This is a genomic window from Isoptericola hypogeus (assembly GCF_039531145.1).
Taxonomy (GTDB): Bacteria; Actinomycetota; Actinomycetes; order Actinomycetales; family Cellulomonadaceae; genus Isoptericola; species Isoptericola hypogeus.
In genome coordinates, this window is the sequence record NZ_BAAAPM010000008.1 from 176,573 (window position 1) to 191,834 (window position 15,262).

The window sequence follows — 15,262 nt, forward strand, 5'->3', positions numbered from 1 at the left end:
ACCACTCACCGCTCCCGGGGCGCCGGCGTCGTCGGTGGCCTGACCTACGCTGGCGTGCATGGCAGACCCGTCGACGTACCGCCCGAAGCCGGGGGAGATCCCGACCTCGCCCGGGGTCTACCGGTTCCGGGACGTGCACGGGCGCGTGATCTACGTCGGCAAGGCCAAGAACCTGCGGGCCCGCCTGTCGAGCTACTTCCAGGACGTCGCCCACCTCCACCACCGCACGCAGACGATGGTGACCACCGCGGCGTCGGTGGAGTGGACCGTGGTCGGCACCGAGGTCGAGGCACTCGCGCTCGAGTACTCCTGGATCAAGGAGTACGACCCGCGCTTCAACGTGAAGTACCGCGACGACAAGTCGTACCCGTACCTCGCGGTGACGATGGCCGAGGAGGTGCCGCGTGCCCAGGTCATGCGCGGCGCCAAGCGCCCGGGCACCCGCTATTTCGGGCCCTACGGGCACGCGTGGGCCATTCGCGAGACGCTCGACCTGCTGCTGCGGGTGTTCCCGGTCCGCACCTGCTCGGCGGGCGTCTACAAGCGTGCGCACCAGACGGGCCGGCCGTGCCTGCTCGGGTACATCGACAAGTGCTCGGCGCCCTGCGTGGGGCGCATCGGCGTCGAGGACCACCGGCAGCTCGCGCAGGACTTCTGCGACTTCATGGCGGGGGACACGGGCCGGTTCGAGCGGCGCCTCACCCGGCGCATGCAGGAGGCCGCCCAGAACCTCGAGTACGAGCAGGCCGCGCGGCTGCGCGACGACATCCAGGCGCTGCGCCGCGCCACGGAGAAGAACGCCGTCGTGCTCCCGGACGCGACCGACGTGGACGTGTTCGCGCTGGCGGGCGACGAGCTCGAGGCGGCGGTGCAGGTCTTCCACGTGCGCGGCGGCCGCATCCGCGGTCAGCGCGGCTGGGTGGTCGAGAAGGTCGAGGACGTCACGGACGCGGAGCTCGTCGAGCACCTCTTGCAGCAGGTGTACGGCGCAGTCGACGACACCCGCTCGGCCGCGGCCGACCCGAAGGAGCGTGCCGCGGCCCGGCAGGAGGCGCGCGAGGCAGTGCCGCGTGAGGTCCTGGTGCCGGTGCTCCCGCCGGACCCGGGGCAGATGGCTGCCTGGCTCGGCGGCCTGCGCGGCGCGAAGGTCGACCTGCGGGTCCCGCAGCGGGGCGACAAGCGGGAGCTGGCCGCCACGGTGCTGGCCAACGCCGAGCACGCGCTCGTCCTGCACCGCACCCGCCGGGCCGGCGACCTCACCACCCGGAGCCAGGCGCTGAACGAGATCCAGGAGGCTCTGGCGCTCAACTCCGCGCCGCTGCGGATCGAGTGCTACGACGTGTCCCACACCCAGGGCACCTACCAGTCGGCGTCCATGGTGGTCTTCGAGGACGGCCTGCCGCGCAAGAGCGAGTACCGCACGTTCTCCGTGCGCGGCCCCGACGGCGACGGGGCGCGGGACGACACGGCCGCGATGCACGAGGTGATCACGCGGCGGTTCCGGCGCTACCTCGCAGACCGCCTCGCGGCCGGCGACGTCGAGCTCGACGACCGTGACGACGAGAACGCGGGCCGGCCCCGCTCCGGCGAGGTGCCGGCGGAGCAGCCCGGCGAGCGCAAGCGGTTCGCCTACCCGCCGAACCTCGTGGTCGTCGACGGCGGGCCGCCGCAGGTCGCGGCCGCGCAGCGGGCGCTCGACGAGCTCGGGGTCACGGACGTGGCGCTGTGCGGGCTCGCCAAGCGGCTGGAGGAGGTCTGGGTGCCGGGGGACGACTACCCGGTGATCCTGCAGCGCGCCTCGGAGGGGCTGTACCTGCTGCAGCGCGTGCGGGACGAGGCGCACCGCTTCGCGATCACCCAGCACCGCCGCCGGCGCAGCAAGGGCATGACGGCGTCCGTCCTCGACGACGTGCCCGGCCTCGGGCCGGCACGCCGCAAGGCGCTGCTCGACCGCTTCGGCTCGGTCGGGCGCCTGCGCGCGGCGAGCCTCGAGGAGATCGCCGGCGTGCGCGGCATGGGACGGCGCACCGCCGAGGCAGTCCTGGCCGCGCTCTCCGACGGCGCCGGGGACGGTGCGGACGGCGGCGTCGCGGGCGGCGACACCGGGCCCGGTGCCGACCCGGGCGGCGGGGCGCCGGACGCCAGCGTGCCGGGGGCTCGGGACGGCGCCCGCGCTGGCATGCTGGACGCATGACCGAGCCGTCCCCCACCACCGTCCCCCAGGGCATCCCCGCGATCGAGGCGGCCACGCCCGCCCCCGAGCGCACCGAGCCCGAGGTGCTCATCATCACCGGCATGTCGGGGGCGGGGCGCAGCCGGGCCGCGGGCGTGCTGGAGGACCTCGACTGGTTCGTCGTGGACAACCTCCCCCCGCTGATGATCGTCCCGCTCGTCGACCTGATGACCCGCGCCGGCTCCTCGGTCGAGCGGCTGGGCGTGGTGGTCGACGTGCGCGGCCGCGAGTACTTCTCGGAGCTCACCCAGGTCCTGCAGCACCTGAACGACGCCGGTGTGAGCTACCGGATCCTCTTCCTCGACGCGCGCGACGAGACCCTGGTGCGCCGGTACGAGAGCGTGCGCCGCCCGCACCCGCTGCAGGGCGAGGGGCGCATCCTCGACGGCATCGCCGACGAGCGTCGCCGCCTCGCGTCGATCTCCGAGCGCGCCGACGTCGTCATCGACACGTCCGAGCTGTCGGTGCACGACCTCGCACGCGAGGTGCGCTCGGCGGTCGCGGAGGGTGCGCCCGAGGCGCTGCGGGTCAACGTGGTGGCCTTCGGCTTCAAGTACGGCCTGCCGCTGGACGCGGACCACGTCGTCGACGTGCGGTTCCTCGCGAACCCCTACTGGATCACCGAGCTGCGGCACCTCACCGGCCAGGACGCCCCCGTGCGCGACTACGTGCTCGCCCGGCCGGGCGCCCACGAGTTCGTCGACCGCTACGTCGCTGCGCTCGAGCCGGTGCTCGCCGGGTACCTCAGCGAGGAGAAGCGCTACGTGACGATCGCCGTCGGGTGCACCGGCGGCAAGCACCGGTCGGTGGCCATCGCGGGGGAGATCGCGCAGCGCCTGCGCGACGCCGGCCAGCGGGTCACCGTGACCGCGCGCGACCTCGGGAAGGAGTGATGGCGCTGGACGCCGCCCCAGCCGTCGTCGCCCTCGGCGGCGGACACGGCCTGTACGCGAGCCTCTCGGCCCTGCGGCTGATGTCCGACCAGCTCACCGCCGTCGTCACCGTCGCCGACGACGGCGGCTCGTCGGGGCGGCTGCGGAAGGAGCTCGACGTGCTGCCGCCCGGCGACCTGCGGATGGCGCTCGCGGCCCTGTGCGACGACTCGGAGTGGGGCCGCACCTGGAGCGACCTGCTGCAGCACCGGTTCGTCTCGGCGGGCAGCCTGGACAACCACGCGATGGGCAACCTCATGATCGTCGCGCTCTGGGAGCTGCTGGGCGACACCGTTCAGGGCCTCGACTGGGTGGGCAGGCTCCTCGGCGCGCGCGGGCGCGTGCTGCCGATGGCGTCTGTGCCGCTCGTCGTGGAGGCGGACGTGCGGCGCGAGGCGCCGGGCGAACGGGCGGCCGGGGAGACCGTCGTGGGCCAGAGCCGCGTGGCCGTGACGGACGGGCGGATCGAGCAGCTGCGCCTGGTGCCCGCGGACCCCCCGGCGTGCCCCGAGGCGGTCGAGGCGGTGCGCGCGGCGGACTGGGTCGTGCTCGGCCCCGGGTCCTGGTACTCCTCGGTGCTCGTGCACCTGCTGGTCCCCGAGCTCGCGGCGGCCCTGCACGACACCGACGCGAAGATCTGCGTGACGCTCAACCTCGGTGCCGAGCGGGGCGAGACCCACGGCCTGAGCGCGACCGACCATCTCGAGGCCCTGCACAAGCACGCGCCGGGCCTGCGGGTCGACGCGGTGCTCGCCGACCCGTCGGCGGTCGAGGACACCTCCGAGCTCGCCGCCGCCGCGGGCAGCATGGGCGCGCGCCTCCTCATGCGTCAGGTGCGGCGCGGGGACGCCAGCGATCGGCACGACCCGTTGCGCCTGGCGGCCGCGTACCGCGACGTGTTCGAGGGCGTCTACGGGGACGTCTGACCGGCGCCGACGGTGCTTGCCGCGCGTGGCAGGATGACGCCATGGCGCTGACGGCAGAGGTGAAGGACGAGCTCGCGCGGATCAAGGTGACGCGGACGTCGTGCCGCAAGGCCGAGGTGTCGGCGATGCTGCGGTTCTCCGGCGGCCTGCACATCATCTCCGGGCGGGTCGTGATCGAGGCGGAGCTGGACACCGAGGCGGCCGCGACGCGGCTCCGGCACGCGATCACGGACCTGTACGGGCACACGAGCGAGCTGATCGTCGTCCAGGCGGGCGGGCTGCGCAAGAACAACCGCTACGTCGTGCGGGTCGTGCGCGACGGTGAGTCGCTGGCCCGGCAGACCGGCCTGCTCGACTCCAGGGGCCGTCCGGTGCGCGGTCTTGCCCCCGAGGTCGTCTCGGCGGGCGTGGCGGAGGCGGAGGCCGTGTGGCGGGGCGCGTTCCTGGCCCACGGCTCGCTGACGGAGCCGGGGCGCTCGATGGCGCTCGAGGTCACCTGCCCGGGCCCGGAGGCGGCCCTCGCGCTCGTCGGCGCGGCGCGCCGTCTCGGGGTGCAGGGCAAGTCGCGCGAGGTGCGGGGCGTGGACCGCGTCGTCGTGCGCGACGGCGAGGCCATCAGCGAGGTCCTGCGCCGCATGGGCGCCGTGACGACGCGCGTGGCGTGGGAGGAGCGCCGGGCGCGCCGCGAGGTGCGCGGCACGGCGAACCGGCTGGCGAACTTCGACGACGCGAACCTGCGCCGGTCCGCCCGCGCGGCCGTCGCGGCGGGGGCGCGCGTGCAGCGCGCCTTCGAGATCCTGGGCGAGGACCTGCCGGAGCACCTGCGGCAGGCCGGCGATCTGCGCCTGGCGCACAAGGAGGCGTCGCTCGAGGAGCTCGGCCAGCTGGCCGACCCGCCCCTGTCGAAGGACGCCGTCGCGGGCCGGATCCGGCGGCTGCTGTCGACCGCGGACAAGAAGGCCATCGAGCTGGGCATCCCGGACACGGAGGCGGGGCTGTCGCCGGACCTCCTCGACCTCTGACACCGGGCGTGGGGCCCGGCCACGTGTGGTAAGACCATGCGTCTCATCGTCGCGACAGCGTCGGCGGCGGGTACGGCTTGGGTATAGGCTCGCCTGTGTCAGGTGACGACGGCGTGACCCCAGGCATACCGCTCGGAGGCATGACGTCGCGGGCGCCCGGGTCACGGCGTGGGTCATCAGCGCCCCCAGGGGCGCGGAAGTCGGCATCAACCGTGTGCGTCGGACCTGAACCGGCGCGCCCTGAGGAGGGCAATCGTGACCATCCGCGTCGGGATCAACGGCTTCGGTCGGATCGGACGGAACTTCTACCGGGCTCTCGTGGAGTCGGGTGCGGACATCGAGGTCGTGGGAGTCAACGACCTGACCGACAACAAGACGCTGGCGCACCTGCTCAAGTACGACACCGTGCTCGGTCGCCTCGGCAAGACGGTGGACTTCGACGACGAGAACATCATCGTCGACGGCCACAAGATCCGTGCGCTCGCCGAGCGTGACCCCGCGAACCTCCCCTGGGGCGAGCTGGGCGCCGACATCGTCATCGAGTCGACGGGCTTCTTCACCGACGCGACCAAGGCGAAGGCGCACATCGACGCCGGCGCCAAGAAGGTCATCATCTCCGCCCCGGCGAAGAACGAGGACGCGACGTTCGTCATGGGCGTCAACAACGAGCAGTACGACCCGGCGGCGCACCACGTGATCTCGAACGCGTCGTGCACCACGAACTGCCTCGCCCCGCTGGCCAAGGCGCTCAACGACTCGATCGGCATCGAGCGTGGTCTCATGACCACGATCCACGCCTACACCGGCGACCAGAACCTCCAGGACGGCCCGCACAAGGACCTGCGTCGCGCCCGCGCGGCCGCGCAGAACATCGTGCCGACCACGACCGGTGCGGCCAAGGCCGTGGCGCTCGTGCTCCCGGAGCTCAAGGGCAAGCTCGACGGCTACGCCCTGCGCGTCCCCGTCATCACCGGCTCGGCCACGGACCTCACCTTCGAGGCGCCGAAGGAGGTCACGGTCGAGGAGGTCAACGCCGCGGTCAAGGCCGCCGCCGAGGGCCCGCTCAAGGGCGTGCTGGAGTACGTCGAGGACGACATCGTCTCCTCGGACATCGTCACCAACCCGCACCAGAGCATCTACGACGCGAAGCTCACCAAGGTGATCGGCAACCAGGTCAAGGTCGTCTCCTGGTACGACAACGAGTGGGGCTACTCCAACTCCCTCGTCGCGCTGGCGGTCTTCGTCGGCGAGAAGCTCTGACGCTCACCGCCGAAGACGCAGCGTGAACCACGACGTCCGCGTGCGCGCCGCCTGTGCGGCAGCGCACGCGGACGTCGTCATGTGACCGAACCTCCGACCTTGGACAAGGTGTGCCCATGAAGACCATCGACTCCCTCGGCGACCTGCGCGGCAAGCGCGTCCTCGTCCGCTCCGACTTCAACGTGCCGCTGGACGGCACCACCATCACCGACGACGGCCGCATCCGGGCCGCGCTGCCGACTCTCTCCCGGCTCGCGGACGCCGGCGCCCGCGTCGTGGTGACCGCGCACCTCGGCCGTCCGAAGGGCTCCCCGGACCCGCAGTACTCGCTCGCGCCGGTCGCCGCGCGCCTGGGCGAGCTGCTGGGGCAGGACGTCGCGCTCGCCGAGGACGTCACCGGCGACTCCGCGCGCTCGGTGGTCGACGGCCTCGCGGACGGCCAGGTCGCCCTCCTGGAGAACGTGCGCTTCGACGCGCGCGAGACGTCGAAGGCCGACGCCGAGCGCGAGGAGCTCGCGCGCGAGCTCGCCGAGCTGGCCGACGCGTTCGTGTCGGACGGCTTCGGCGTCGTCCACCGCAAGCAGGCGTCGGTGTACGACGTCGCGGCTCTGCTCCCGGCCGCCGCGGGCGACCTGGTGCTCAAGGAGGTCGAGTCGCTCTCGCGCGCGACGACCGACCCCGAGCGCCCCTACGCCGTGGTGCTCGGCGGGTCGAAGGTCTCGGACAAGCTCGGGGTCATCGAGAACCTGCTGACCAAGGCCGACCGCCTGCTCATCGGTGGCGGCATGGTCTTCACCTTCCTCGCGGCGCAGGGCCACTCCGTGGGCTCGTCGCTGCTCGAGGCGGACCAGGTCGAGGCGGTCAAGGGCTACCTGGCGCAGGCCGAGCAGAACGGCGTCGAGATCGTCCTGCCGACCGACATCGTCGCGGCCGACTCCTTCGCCGCCGACGCCCCGCACCGCACCGTGCCCGCCGACGCCATCCCCGACGGCACCATGGGCCTCGACATCGGGCCCGAGTCCGGCGCCCTTTTCGCCGGCAAGCTGGCCGACGCGAAGACCATCGCCTGGAACGGTCCCATGGGCGTGTTCGAGTTCGACGCGTTCGCGGCCGGCACCCGCGCGGTCGCCCAGGGGATCGTCGACGCCACGGCCGCCGGCGCGTTCTCGATCGTCGGCGGCGGCGACTCCGCCGCGGCGGTGCGCGCGCTCGGCTTCGACGAGGCGGGCTTCAGCCACATCTCGACCGGCGGCGGCGCGAGCCTCGAGCTGCTGGAGGGCAAGGAGCTCCCGGGCCTCGCGGTCCTCGAGGACTGAACCGAAGCGCAGCAGAGGGTGAGGGCCGACGAACGATGCACTCGCCCGACGCGGAGAGCAGGTCAGCCCGACCGAGAGCTCGAGTCCTGACCCCGGCACCCCCACTTCCCGCACGACGACAGAACGAGGTACCCCCGTGGCCACGAACCGCACGCCCCTGATGGCGGGCAACTGGAAGATGAACCTGGACCACACCGAGGCGATCGCCGCGGTGCAGAAGCTCGCGTGGACGCTCAAGGACGCGAAGCACGACTACGACGACGTCGAGGTGGCGGTGCTGCCGCCCTTCACCGACCTCCGGTCGGTGCAGACGCTGGTCGACGCCGACAAGCTCGACCTGCGCTACGGCGCCCAGGACCTGTCGACGCACGCCTCGGGCGCGTACACCGGCGAGGTCTCCGGGCCGATGCTGGCCCGCCTGGGCTGCACGTACGTCGCCGTCGGGCACTCCGAGCGCCGCGAGTACCACGCCGAGGACGACGCGCTGGTGAACGCGAAGGTCCGCGCGGCCTTCGAGCACTCCCTGGTGCCGATCCTGTGCGTCGGCGAGGGCCTGGACGTCCGCAAGGCCGGCGACCAGGTCTCCTACACGCTCGCGCAGCTGGACGCCGCGCTGGCGGAGGTCCCGGCGGAGAAGGCGGCCCAGGTCGTCGTCGCGTACGAGCCGGTCTGGGCGATCGGCACCGGCGAGGTCGCCACGCCGGAGGACGCGCAGGAGGTCTGCGGCGCGATCCGCGGGCGGCTCGCGGAGCTGTACGACGCCGACCTCGCCGCAGGGGTGCGCGTCCTGTACGGCGGCTCGGTGAAGTCGGGCAACGTCGCGCAGATCATGGCGCAGCCGGACGTCGACGGCGCGCTCGTGGGCGGGGCCAGCCTCGACCCGGTCGAGTTCGCCAAGATCGCGCGGTTCCGGTCGCACGTCTCCTGACGCGACACCCGCCGCGGCACCCTGACGAGGGCCTCCCGAGAGCGTCGTCCGGTGGAAACACCGATGTTCGCCTCGGGAGGCTTTCGTCACTTACTCTTGACCCGGCCGGGGCGACGCCCCGGTTCCGGGGCCCTCCCGCGGGGTGGGCCACGGGTCGTGCCCCCGGGCGCGGCCGCACAGGACGACGACGACAGCCGAGGAAGCACATCGTGGACGCGTTGCAGATCATCCTTCAGGTCCTGCTGGTCATCACCAGCGCCTTCCTGATCCTGCTCATCCTCATGCACAAGGGCAAGGGTGGCGGTCTGTCCGACATGTTCGGCGGCGGCATCTCGAGCGCCGCCGGCAGCTCCGGCGTCGCCGAGCGCAACCTCAACCGGATCACGGTGAGCTTCGCGCTCGTGTGGTTCGTCGTCGTCGTGCTCCTCGGCCTGATCACCAAGGTCAGCTGACACCGACCCGGGCCCGGGTGCCGAGCACCGGGGCGCAGGGGGCAGCAGGACGGCCGGTCTCGGGGGAGCCGGCCGGTGAAGAACACGAAGATCGTCCGTGGACGAACGTCCACTGAGTCGAAGGTGAGGACGACAAGACGTGGCTACTGCTGGTCATGCGATCCGGGGCTCGCGCGTTGGCGCGGGCCCGATGGGAGAGACCGAGCGCGGCGAGGCCGCACCCCGGGTGCGGGTCTCCTACTGGTGCGCGAACGGTCATGAGACGGCCCCGAGCTTCGCGCTGAGCGAGGACGTCGACCCGCCGGAGGTCTGGGACTGCCCGCGGTGCGGGTTCCCGGCCGGCCTCGACGCCGCCAACCCGCCCGAGCCGTTGCGCAACGAGCCGTACAAGACGCACCTCGCGTACGTGAAGGAGCGGCGCTCGGACGACGAGGGGGCCGCCCTGCTCGAGGAGGCGCTCGCGACGCTGCGGGCGCGCCGGGGAGGTCTCCGCCGGGCGAGCTGACGCCGGGTCCCCGACGGTCGCGCCGGGGCGTAGTCTGGCGGCATGTTCGAGGAAGGACAGCTCTACGCCCCCGTCACCGAGGACGAGAACGGCGTCACGGTGCACCTGGCCGACGACCATCCCGGCGCGAAGGACGCCGACTACCGCCGGCGCCGGGAGGTGATCGCCGGACCTGCGCTGCGGTGGAGCCCCGGAGAGCCGGTGCCTCGGGTCGAGTACACCGACGCCGAGAACGAGATCTGGCGCACCGTGTGCGCCGAGCTCGCGCCCAAGCACGAGCGGCTCGCGATCCGCGGGTTCCTCGAGGGCAAGGAAGCCCTCGGCCTGCCCACGGACCGCGTCCCGCAGCTCGACGAGGTGAGTGCCGGCCTCGAGCCGCTCAGCGGCTTCCGCCTGCACCCGGCCGCCGGGCTGGTGCCCCTGGACCAGTTCTACGGCTCGCTCGCCGACGGAGTCTTCCACTCCACGCAGTACCTGCGACACGGCTCGCAGCCGCTGTACACGCCCGAGCCCGACATCATCCACGAGGTCGTGGGGCACGGGAACCTGCTCGCGAACCCGGCGATCGCGGACGTGAAGCGGCGCGCGGGCGAGGCAGCCAGACGGTGCGAGACCCCCGAGGGCCTCCAGTTCGTCGCCGACGTCTTCTGGTTCACGATCGAGTTCGGCGTCATGTACGAGGACGGCGAGCTGCGGTGCTACGGCGCCGGCCTCCTGTCCTCCTACGGCGAGATCGAGGAGTTCCGAGGCGCGACGGTCCTCCCGCTCGACTTCTACTCGATGGGGACGGTCGAGTACGACATCTCGCACTACCAGCCCACGCTCTTCGCGTGCGACGGGATGAGCGAGCTCACCGAGCGGGTGGGGGAGTTCTTCGCCGAGTTCGACGACGACACCCCCGGCAGGCTCCTGTCGGACAGGCGCGCCGCCGCCCGTTGAGCCCGACGCTGGTCGAGCGAGCCCGACCGCTGGTCGAGCGAGCCCGACCGCTGGTCGAGCCTGTCGAGACCTGGCGTGGTCTCGACAGGCTCCACCGACGATGAGGCGTCAGCCCTGCGCGGCCGCCGCGTCGAGCAGCCACAGGGTGTGCTCGGTGCCGCGAGCGCCGGCGGCCGGGACGTCGGTCACGGGGCCGTCGGCGAGCGCGGCGGCGGCCTGCTCGGCCTTCTCCGCGCCGGCGGCGACGACCCACACCTCGCGGGCCCGTGCGATGGCGCCGAAGGTCAGGGACACGCGCTCCGGCGGGGGCTTCGGCGAGCCGTGCACGCCCACCGTCGCGCCGTCGGCCGCGAGGGCGGCGTGCCCGGGGAACAGGGAGGCCACGTGCCCGTCCGGGCCCATGCCGAGCAGCAGCACGTCGAATCGCGGGACGCGCAGCGGCGCGGAAGCGGCATCGCCGCCGTCGTCCGCCCGGCCGTGGTCGGTGTCCGGGCCGGCGTGCCGCGCGAGCTCGGCGGCGTACGCGGTGGCGGCCTCCTCGGGCGTGGTGATCGTGCGGCCGTCCGTGATCGAGCCGCGCGCGGGCATCTCGTGGACGTGGGCGGCGGGCAGCCCGGAGTCGGCGACCAGGGAGTCGACGAGCGCCTCGCGTGCCTGCGTCGCGTTGCGGTCGGGGTCGCCGTCGGGCAGGAACCGCTCGTCGCCCCACCACAGGTGCACCCCGGTCCAGTCCACGGCGTCGCGCAGCGGGCTGGCCGCGACCTCGGCGAGCGTGCGGATCCCGACGGTGCCGCCCGTGAGCACGGCGTGCACGGGGGCGCGCAGCGACTGCGCGTCGAGCAGCCGCGTCAGCAGGCGGGCAGCGGCGGCCTGCGCGAGCACGGCGGCGTCCGGGTGCACGACGACGAGCGGTGCCCGGTCGGCGCCGGGACCCGGGGCGGCGCTCACGCGTCGGCCCGCACGGTCGTGATGCGCTCGAGGCCCTTGGTGAGCACCTCGCCGTAGAGCTCGTCGGGGTCGAGCCGGCGCAGCTCCTCGATGAGCGCCTCGTTGAGCGCGCGGATCGGCAGGGCCATGCGGCGCTCCGGCTTGCCCGGCTGGGTGATGGTCACGACGCGCGCGTCCGGTCGGTCCAGCACGATCGGCCCGCTCTTGCGCTCGAGCACCACCCGGGTGATCGCGTCCGTGCCGTCGGTGCGGGCGACGACCGCGGGGCAGCGCAGGCGCTGCCCGAGCCACGCGGCCAGGAGGTCGAGCGACGTGTGCTGGTCCTGGCCCTCGACCCGCACCGCCGTGACCGGCTCGAACGGGGGCTGCTCCACGGCGGCGGCGATGAGTCCGCGCCACAGGGTGACCCGCGCCCACGCGAGGTCGGTGTCCCCGGGCTTGAACGTCGTGGCCAGCGTGTGGAGCGTCGCGACCGGCTCCGGCGACGTGGTGGTGTCGGTGATCCGGCGCTGCGCCATCTTCCCCAGGGGGTCGGCGGACGGGTCGTCGGGCCCGCCGGAGGGCCACCACACGACGATCGGCGCGTCGGGGAGCAGCAGCGGCATGACGAGCGTGTCGGTGTGCGCCACCATCGGCGCCGAGCCGCGCAGGACGACGACCTCCGAGGCCCCGGCGTCGCCGCCCACCCGGATCTCCGCGTCGAGCCGCGGCGGACCGTCGTGCTCGCCGAGGGCTGCCACGACGACCACCCGGCAGGGGTGCTCGTGGCTCGCCTCGTTCGCGGTGCGGACGGCCTCCTCGATGTCCGTCTCCTGGGCGACGACGACCAGGGTCAGCACCCGCCCCAGGGCGACCGCGCCGCCCTCGTCGCGCAGGTGGGCCAGGCGCTTGCCGACCGCGTTCGTCGTCGTGTCCGGCATGTCGATGATCATCGGGTCTCTCCTGTCGGGCTGCCGGACGGCGGGGTCACGGGCGAGGGGGTCACGGGCGACGCCACGAGCGTCCGTCGCGGGCCATCATCGCGTCCGCCGACGGCGGGCCCCAGGTCCCGGCCGGGTAGGGCTCGGGCTTGCCCTTGCCGGCCCAGTAGGACGTGATCGGGTCGAGGATCTGCCACGAGAGCTCGACCTCCTCGCGCGTGGGGAACAGCGGCGGGTCGCCGAGCAGGACGTCCAGGATGAGCCGCTCGTACGCCTCGGGAGAGGACTCCGTGAACGAGTGCCCGTAGCCGAAGTCCATCGTGACGTCGCGGACCTCCATCGCCGTGCCCGGGACCTTGGCGCCGAACCGCAGGGTGACGCCCTCGTCGGGCTGGACGCGGATGACGAGCGCGTTGCTGCCGAGGTCGGAGGTGAGCGAGGACTCGAACGGCAGGTGCGGCGCCTTCTTGAAGACGACGGCGACCTCCGTGACGCGGCGGCCGAGCCGCTTGCCGGTGCGCAGGTAGAACGGGACGCCGGCCCAGCGCCGGTTGTCGATGTCGAGCCGCACGGCGGCGAACGTCTCGGTGGTGGAGTGGGGGTTGAAGCCCTCCTCCTCGAGGAACCCGACGACCTTCTCGCCACCCTGCCAGGCGCCGGCGTACTGGCCGCGCGCCGTGTGGCGGCCCAGGTCGCGGGGCAGGCGGACCGAGGACAGCGCCTTGATCTTCTCCGAGCGCAGCGCGGACGCGCCGAAGTCCACGGGCTCCTCCATCGCGACGAGCGCCAGGAGCTGGAGCAGGTGGTTCTGGATGACGTCGCGGGCCGCGCCGATGCCGTCGTAGTAGCTCGCCCGGCCGCCGATCCCGATGTCCTCGGCCATGGTGATCTGCACGTGGTCCACGTAGTGGTTGTTCCACAGCGGCTCGAACATCTGGTTCGCGAACCGCAGGGCGAGGAGGTTCTGGACCGTCTCCTTGCCCAGGTAGTGGTCGATGCGGAACACGGAGTCCGGCGGGAACACCTCGGAGACGACGGCGTCGAGCTCGCGCGCGCTGGCCAGGTCGTGGCCGAACGGCTTCTCGATGACGACGCGCCGCCAGGCGTCCTCCTCCGACCGGGACAGCCCGGACTCGGCGAGCTGCTTGCACACCAGCGGGAAGGCGCTCGGCGGCACCGACAGGTAGAAGGCGTGGTTCCCCCCGGTGCCGCGCTCGGCGTCGAGCGTCTCCACGGTCTGCCGCAGCCGCTCGAAGGCCTCGGGGTCGTCGAACGAGCCCTGCACGAAGCGGATGCCCTCCGCGAGCTGGCGCCACGTGGCCTCGCGGAACGGCGTGCGGGCGTGCTCCTTGACGGCGTCGTGCACCACCTGGGCGAAGTCCTGGTCCTCCCAGTCGCGCCGGGCGAAGCCGGTGAGCGCGAACCCGGGGGGCAGCAGGCCTCGGTTGGCGAGGTCGTACACGGCGGGCATGAGCTTCTTGCGCGACAGGTCGCCGGTCACCCCGAAGATCACCAGGCCGCTGGGGCCGGCGATGCGGGGCAGGCGCAGGTCCAGCGGGTCGCGCAGCGGGTTGTGCTCAGCGGTGATCTTGGCCGGTCTCACGGTGTCCCGTCTCTCGTGCGATGTCGGTCGTGCTGGTGCTGGTGCGGATACCGCCGGCGCGCGGAGCGCCGGCGTCAGGCGCCCGCGGCGTCGAGGCCGGTCTTGGTCGTGGTGAGCAGCTCGTCCCAGCTCACCTCGAACTTGTGCACGCCCTCGTCCTCGAGCTGCCTGGTCACCTCGGCCATCGAGATGCCCTGCGCCTCGATGGCGGCGATGGTCGCGGCCGACTCCTGCGCCGCGCCCGAGACCGTGTCGCCGACGACCAGGCCGTGGTCCGCGAAGGCGTCGAGGGTGGCCTGCGGCATGGTGTTGACGACGCCGGGGGCGACCAGCTCGTCGATGTAGAGGGTGTCGCGGTACGTCGGGTCCTTGACGCCGGTCGAGGCCCACAGCGGGCGCTGCGGGTGCGCGCCCGCGCCGGCCAGGGCCTGCCAGCGCTCGGAGGCGACGACTTCCTCGTACGCCGCGTAGGCGAGCCGCGCGTTCGCGACGGCGGCCTTGCCCCGCAGCGCCAGCGCCTCGTCGGTGCCGACGCCCTCCAGGGCCTTGTCCACCGCCGCGTCGACCCGGGAGACGAAGAAGGAGGCGACCGAGCCGATCGGGGCCAGGTCGTGGCCGTTCGCGCGGGCCTGCTCCAGGCCGGCGAGGAACGCGTCCATCACCGCCCGGTACCGCTCGATCGAGAAGATCAGCGTGACGTTGACGCTGATGCCCTCGGCGAGCACCGCGGTGATGGCGGGGAGGCCCTCGACCGTGGCCGGGATCTTGATCATGACGTTCGGCCGGTCCACCGTCGCCCAGAGCCGCTTCGCGGTGGCGACCGTCGCGGCCGTGTCCCGGGCGAGGCGGGGGTCGACCTCGATCGACACGCGCCCGTCGACCGTCCCCGTCGCGTCGTACACGCCGCGCAGCACGTCGGCGGCGGCGCGCACGTCGTCGGTGGTGATGCGCTCGACCGCCGGCTCGACGTCGGTCCCGGCCAGCTCGGCGAGCGTACCGGCGTAGGCGTCACCGACGGACAAGGCCTTGGCGAAGATCGTGGGGTTGGTGGTGACGCCGACGACGTCGCGGGTGGTGACCAGCTCGGCGAGGTTGCCGGTGTCGAGGCGCTGGCGGGACAGGTCGTCGAGCCAGATGGAGACGCCCGCCTCGCTGAGCCGCTGCGTCGGTCGGACCGGGTCGGTGGGGTTCTCGGTCATCGGGCTTGCCTTCCCTCTCGTTGCCGCCATGTGGGGTGCTGCTGCGTCGACGCCGGGGCGACCCGGCGCCGACGCGGGG

General features: G+C 73.1%; 14 protein-coding genes. 10 read left to right on the forward strand and 4 right to left on the reverse strand.

Annotation, left to right across the window (positions count from 1 at the left end; genetic code table 11):
- Nucleotides 1-58: 58 nt before the first annotated feature.
- From uvrC to ABD254_RS16550, 10 genes are all read left to right on the forward strand, one after another.
- Nucleotides 59-2,194, forward strand: a complete 2,136-nt coding sequence (gene uvrC / locus ABD254_RS16505; RefSeq protein ID WP_344249696.1) for an excinuclease ABC subunit UvrC — start codon at nucleotides 59-61, stop codon at nucleotides 2,192-2,194.
- Nucleotides 2,191-3,126, forward strand: a complete 936-nt coding sequence (rapZ, locus tag ABD254_RS16510) for an RNase adapter RapZ (RefSeq protein ID WP_344249697.1) — start codon at nucleotides 2,191-2,193, stop codon at nucleotides 3,124-3,126. The genes uvrC and rapZ overlap by 4 nt, the downstream gene beginning before the upstream one ends.
- The gene (locus tag ABD254_RS16515; protein WP_344249698.1) at nucleotides 3,126-4,091 is read left to right on the forward strand and encodes a gluconeogenesis factor YvcK family protein; all 966 of its coding nucleotides are present in this window, start codon (nucleotides 3,126-3,128) and stop codon (nucleotides 4,089-4,091) included. The genes rapZ and ABD254_RS16515 overlap by 1 nt, the downstream gene beginning before the upstream one ends.
- Nucleotides 4,092-4,132: 41 nt before the next feature.
- Nucleotides 4,133-5,113, forward strand: coding sequence for a DNA-binding protein WhiA (gene whiA / locus ABD254_RS16520; RefSeq protein WP_344249699.1), 981 nt, complete (start codon nucleotides 4,133-4,135; stop codon nucleotides 5,111-5,113).
- A 255-nt stretch (nucleotides 5,114-5,368) separates the two neighbouring features.
- Nucleotides 5,369-6,373 carry a type I glyceraldehyde-3-phosphate dehydrogenase gene (gap, locus tag ABD254_RS16525; RefSeq protein ID WP_344249700.1) on the forward strand — a complete coding sequence of 335 codons (1,005 nt, stop codon included), beginning with the start codon at nucleotides 5,369-5,371 and terminating at the stop codon, nucleotides 6,371-6,373.
- 116 nt (nucleotides 6,374-6,489) lie between these two features.
- Nucleotides 6,490-7,689 (forward strand): phosphoglycerate kinase, encoded by a 1,200-nt coding sequence (locus tag ABD254_RS16530; RefSeq protein ID WP_344249701.1) that lies wholly within the window; start codon nucleotides 6,490-6,492, stop codon nucleotides 7,687-7,689.
- Nucleotides 7,690-7,849: 160 nt separating this feature from the next.
- The gene (gene tpiA, locus ABD254_RS16535) at nucleotides 7,850-8,617 is read left to right on the forward strand and encodes a triose-phosphate isomerase (protein ID WP_344250079.1); all 768 of its coding nucleotides are present in this window, start codon (nucleotides 7,850-7,852) and stop codon (nucleotides 8,615-8,617) included.
- 209 nt (nucleotides 8,618-8,826) lie between these two features.
- Nucleotides 8,827-9,069, forward strand: coding sequence for a preprotein translocase subunit SecG (gene secG, locus ABD254_RS16540; RefSeq protein WP_344249703.1), 243 nt, complete (start codon nucleotides 8,827-8,829; stop codon nucleotides 9,067-9,069).
- A 139-nt stretch (nucleotides 9,070-9,208) separates the two neighbouring features.
- Nucleotides 9,209-9,574, forward strand: a complete 366-nt coding sequence (locus ABD254_RS16545; protein ID WP_344249704.1) for an RNA polymerase-binding protein RbpA — start codon at nucleotides 9,209-9,211, stop codon at nucleotides 9,572-9,574.
- 42 nt (nucleotides 9,575-9,616) lie between these two features.
- A complete protein-coding gene (locus ABD254_RS16550) occupies nucleotides 9,617-10,513 on the forward strand; it encodes a phenylalanine 4-monooxygenase (protein ID WP_344249705.1) in 897 nt (298 codons plus the stop codon).
- A gap of 108 nt (nucleotides 10,514-10,621) precedes the next feature.
- On the opposite strand, the gene pgl is transcribed toward ABD254_RS16550, so the two are convergent.
- The 4 genes from pgl to tal form a co-directional block, all read right to left on the reverse strand.
- Entirely contained in the window at nucleotides 10,622-11,461 is an 840-nt protein-coding gene (gene pgl / locus ABD254_RS16555) for a 6-phosphogluconolactonase (RefSeq protein WP_344249706.1), read from the reverse strand.
- Nucleotides 11,458-12,393 carry a glucose-6-phosphate dehydrogenase assembly protein OpcA gene (locus tag ABD254_RS16560; protein ID WP_344249707.1) on the reverse strand — a complete coding sequence of 312 codons (936 nt, stop codon included), beginning with the start codon at nucleotides 12,391-12,393 and terminating at the stop codon, nucleotides 11,458-11,460. The genes pgl and ABD254_RS16560 overlap by 4 nt, the downstream gene beginning before the upstream one ends.
- Nucleotides 12,394-12,442: 49 nt before the next feature.
- Nucleotides 12,443-13,984 carry a glucose-6-phosphate dehydrogenase gene (zwf, locus tag ABD254_RS16565; protein ID WP_344249708.1) on the reverse strand — a complete coding sequence of 514 codons (1,542 nt, stop codon included), beginning with the start codon at nucleotides 13,982-13,984 and terminating at the stop codon, nucleotides 12,443-12,445.
- 74 nt (nucleotides 13,985-14,058) lie between these two features.
- On the reverse strand, nucleotides 14,059-15,183 hold the full coding sequence (tal, locus tag ABD254_RS16570; protein WP_344249710.1) for a transaldolase: 1,125 nt from the start codon (nucleotides 15,181-15,183) through the stop codon (nucleotides 14,059-14,061).
- Nucleotides 15,184-15,262 lie beyond the last annotated feature (79 nt).

Excerpts from the sequence above, each read along its gene's own strand:
- uvrC (WP_344249696.1), top strand. The coding sequence starts at position 59 with ATGGCAGACCCGTCGACGTACCGCCCGAAGCCGGGGGAGATCCCGACC.
- rapZ (WP_344249697.1), top strand. The coding sequence starts at position 2,191 with ATGACCGAGCCGTCCCCCACCACCGTCCCCCAGGGCATCCCCGCGATC.
- ABD254_RS16515 (WP_344249698.1), top strand. The coding sequence starts at position 3,126 with ATGGCGCTGGACGCCGCCCCAGCCGTCGTCGCCCTCGGCGGCGGACAC.
- whiA (WP_344249699.1), top strand. The coding sequence starts at position 4,133 with ATGGCGCTGACGGCAGAGGTGAAGGACGAGCTCGCGCGGATCAAGGTG.
- ABD254_RS16530 (WP_344249701.1), top strand. The coding sequence starts at position 6,490 with ATGAAGACCATCGACTCCCTCGGCGACCTGCGCGGCAAGCGCGTCCTC.
- tpiA (WP_344250079.1), top strand. The coding sequence starts at position 7,850 with ATGGCGGGCAACTGGAAGATGAACCTGGACCACACCGAGGCGATCGCC.
- ABD254_RS16550 (WP_344249705.1), top strand. The coding sequence starts at position 9,617 with ATGTTCGAGGAAGGACAGCTCTACGCCCCCGTCACCGAGGACGAGAAC.
- ABD254_RS16560 (WP_344249707.1), bottom strand. The coding sequence starts at position 12,393 with ATGATCATCGACATGCCGGACACGACGACGAACGCGGTCGGCAAGCGC.
- tal (WP_344249710.1), bottom strand. The coding sequence starts at position 15,183 with ATGACCGAGAACCCCACCGACCCGGTCCGACCGACGCAGCGGCTCAGC.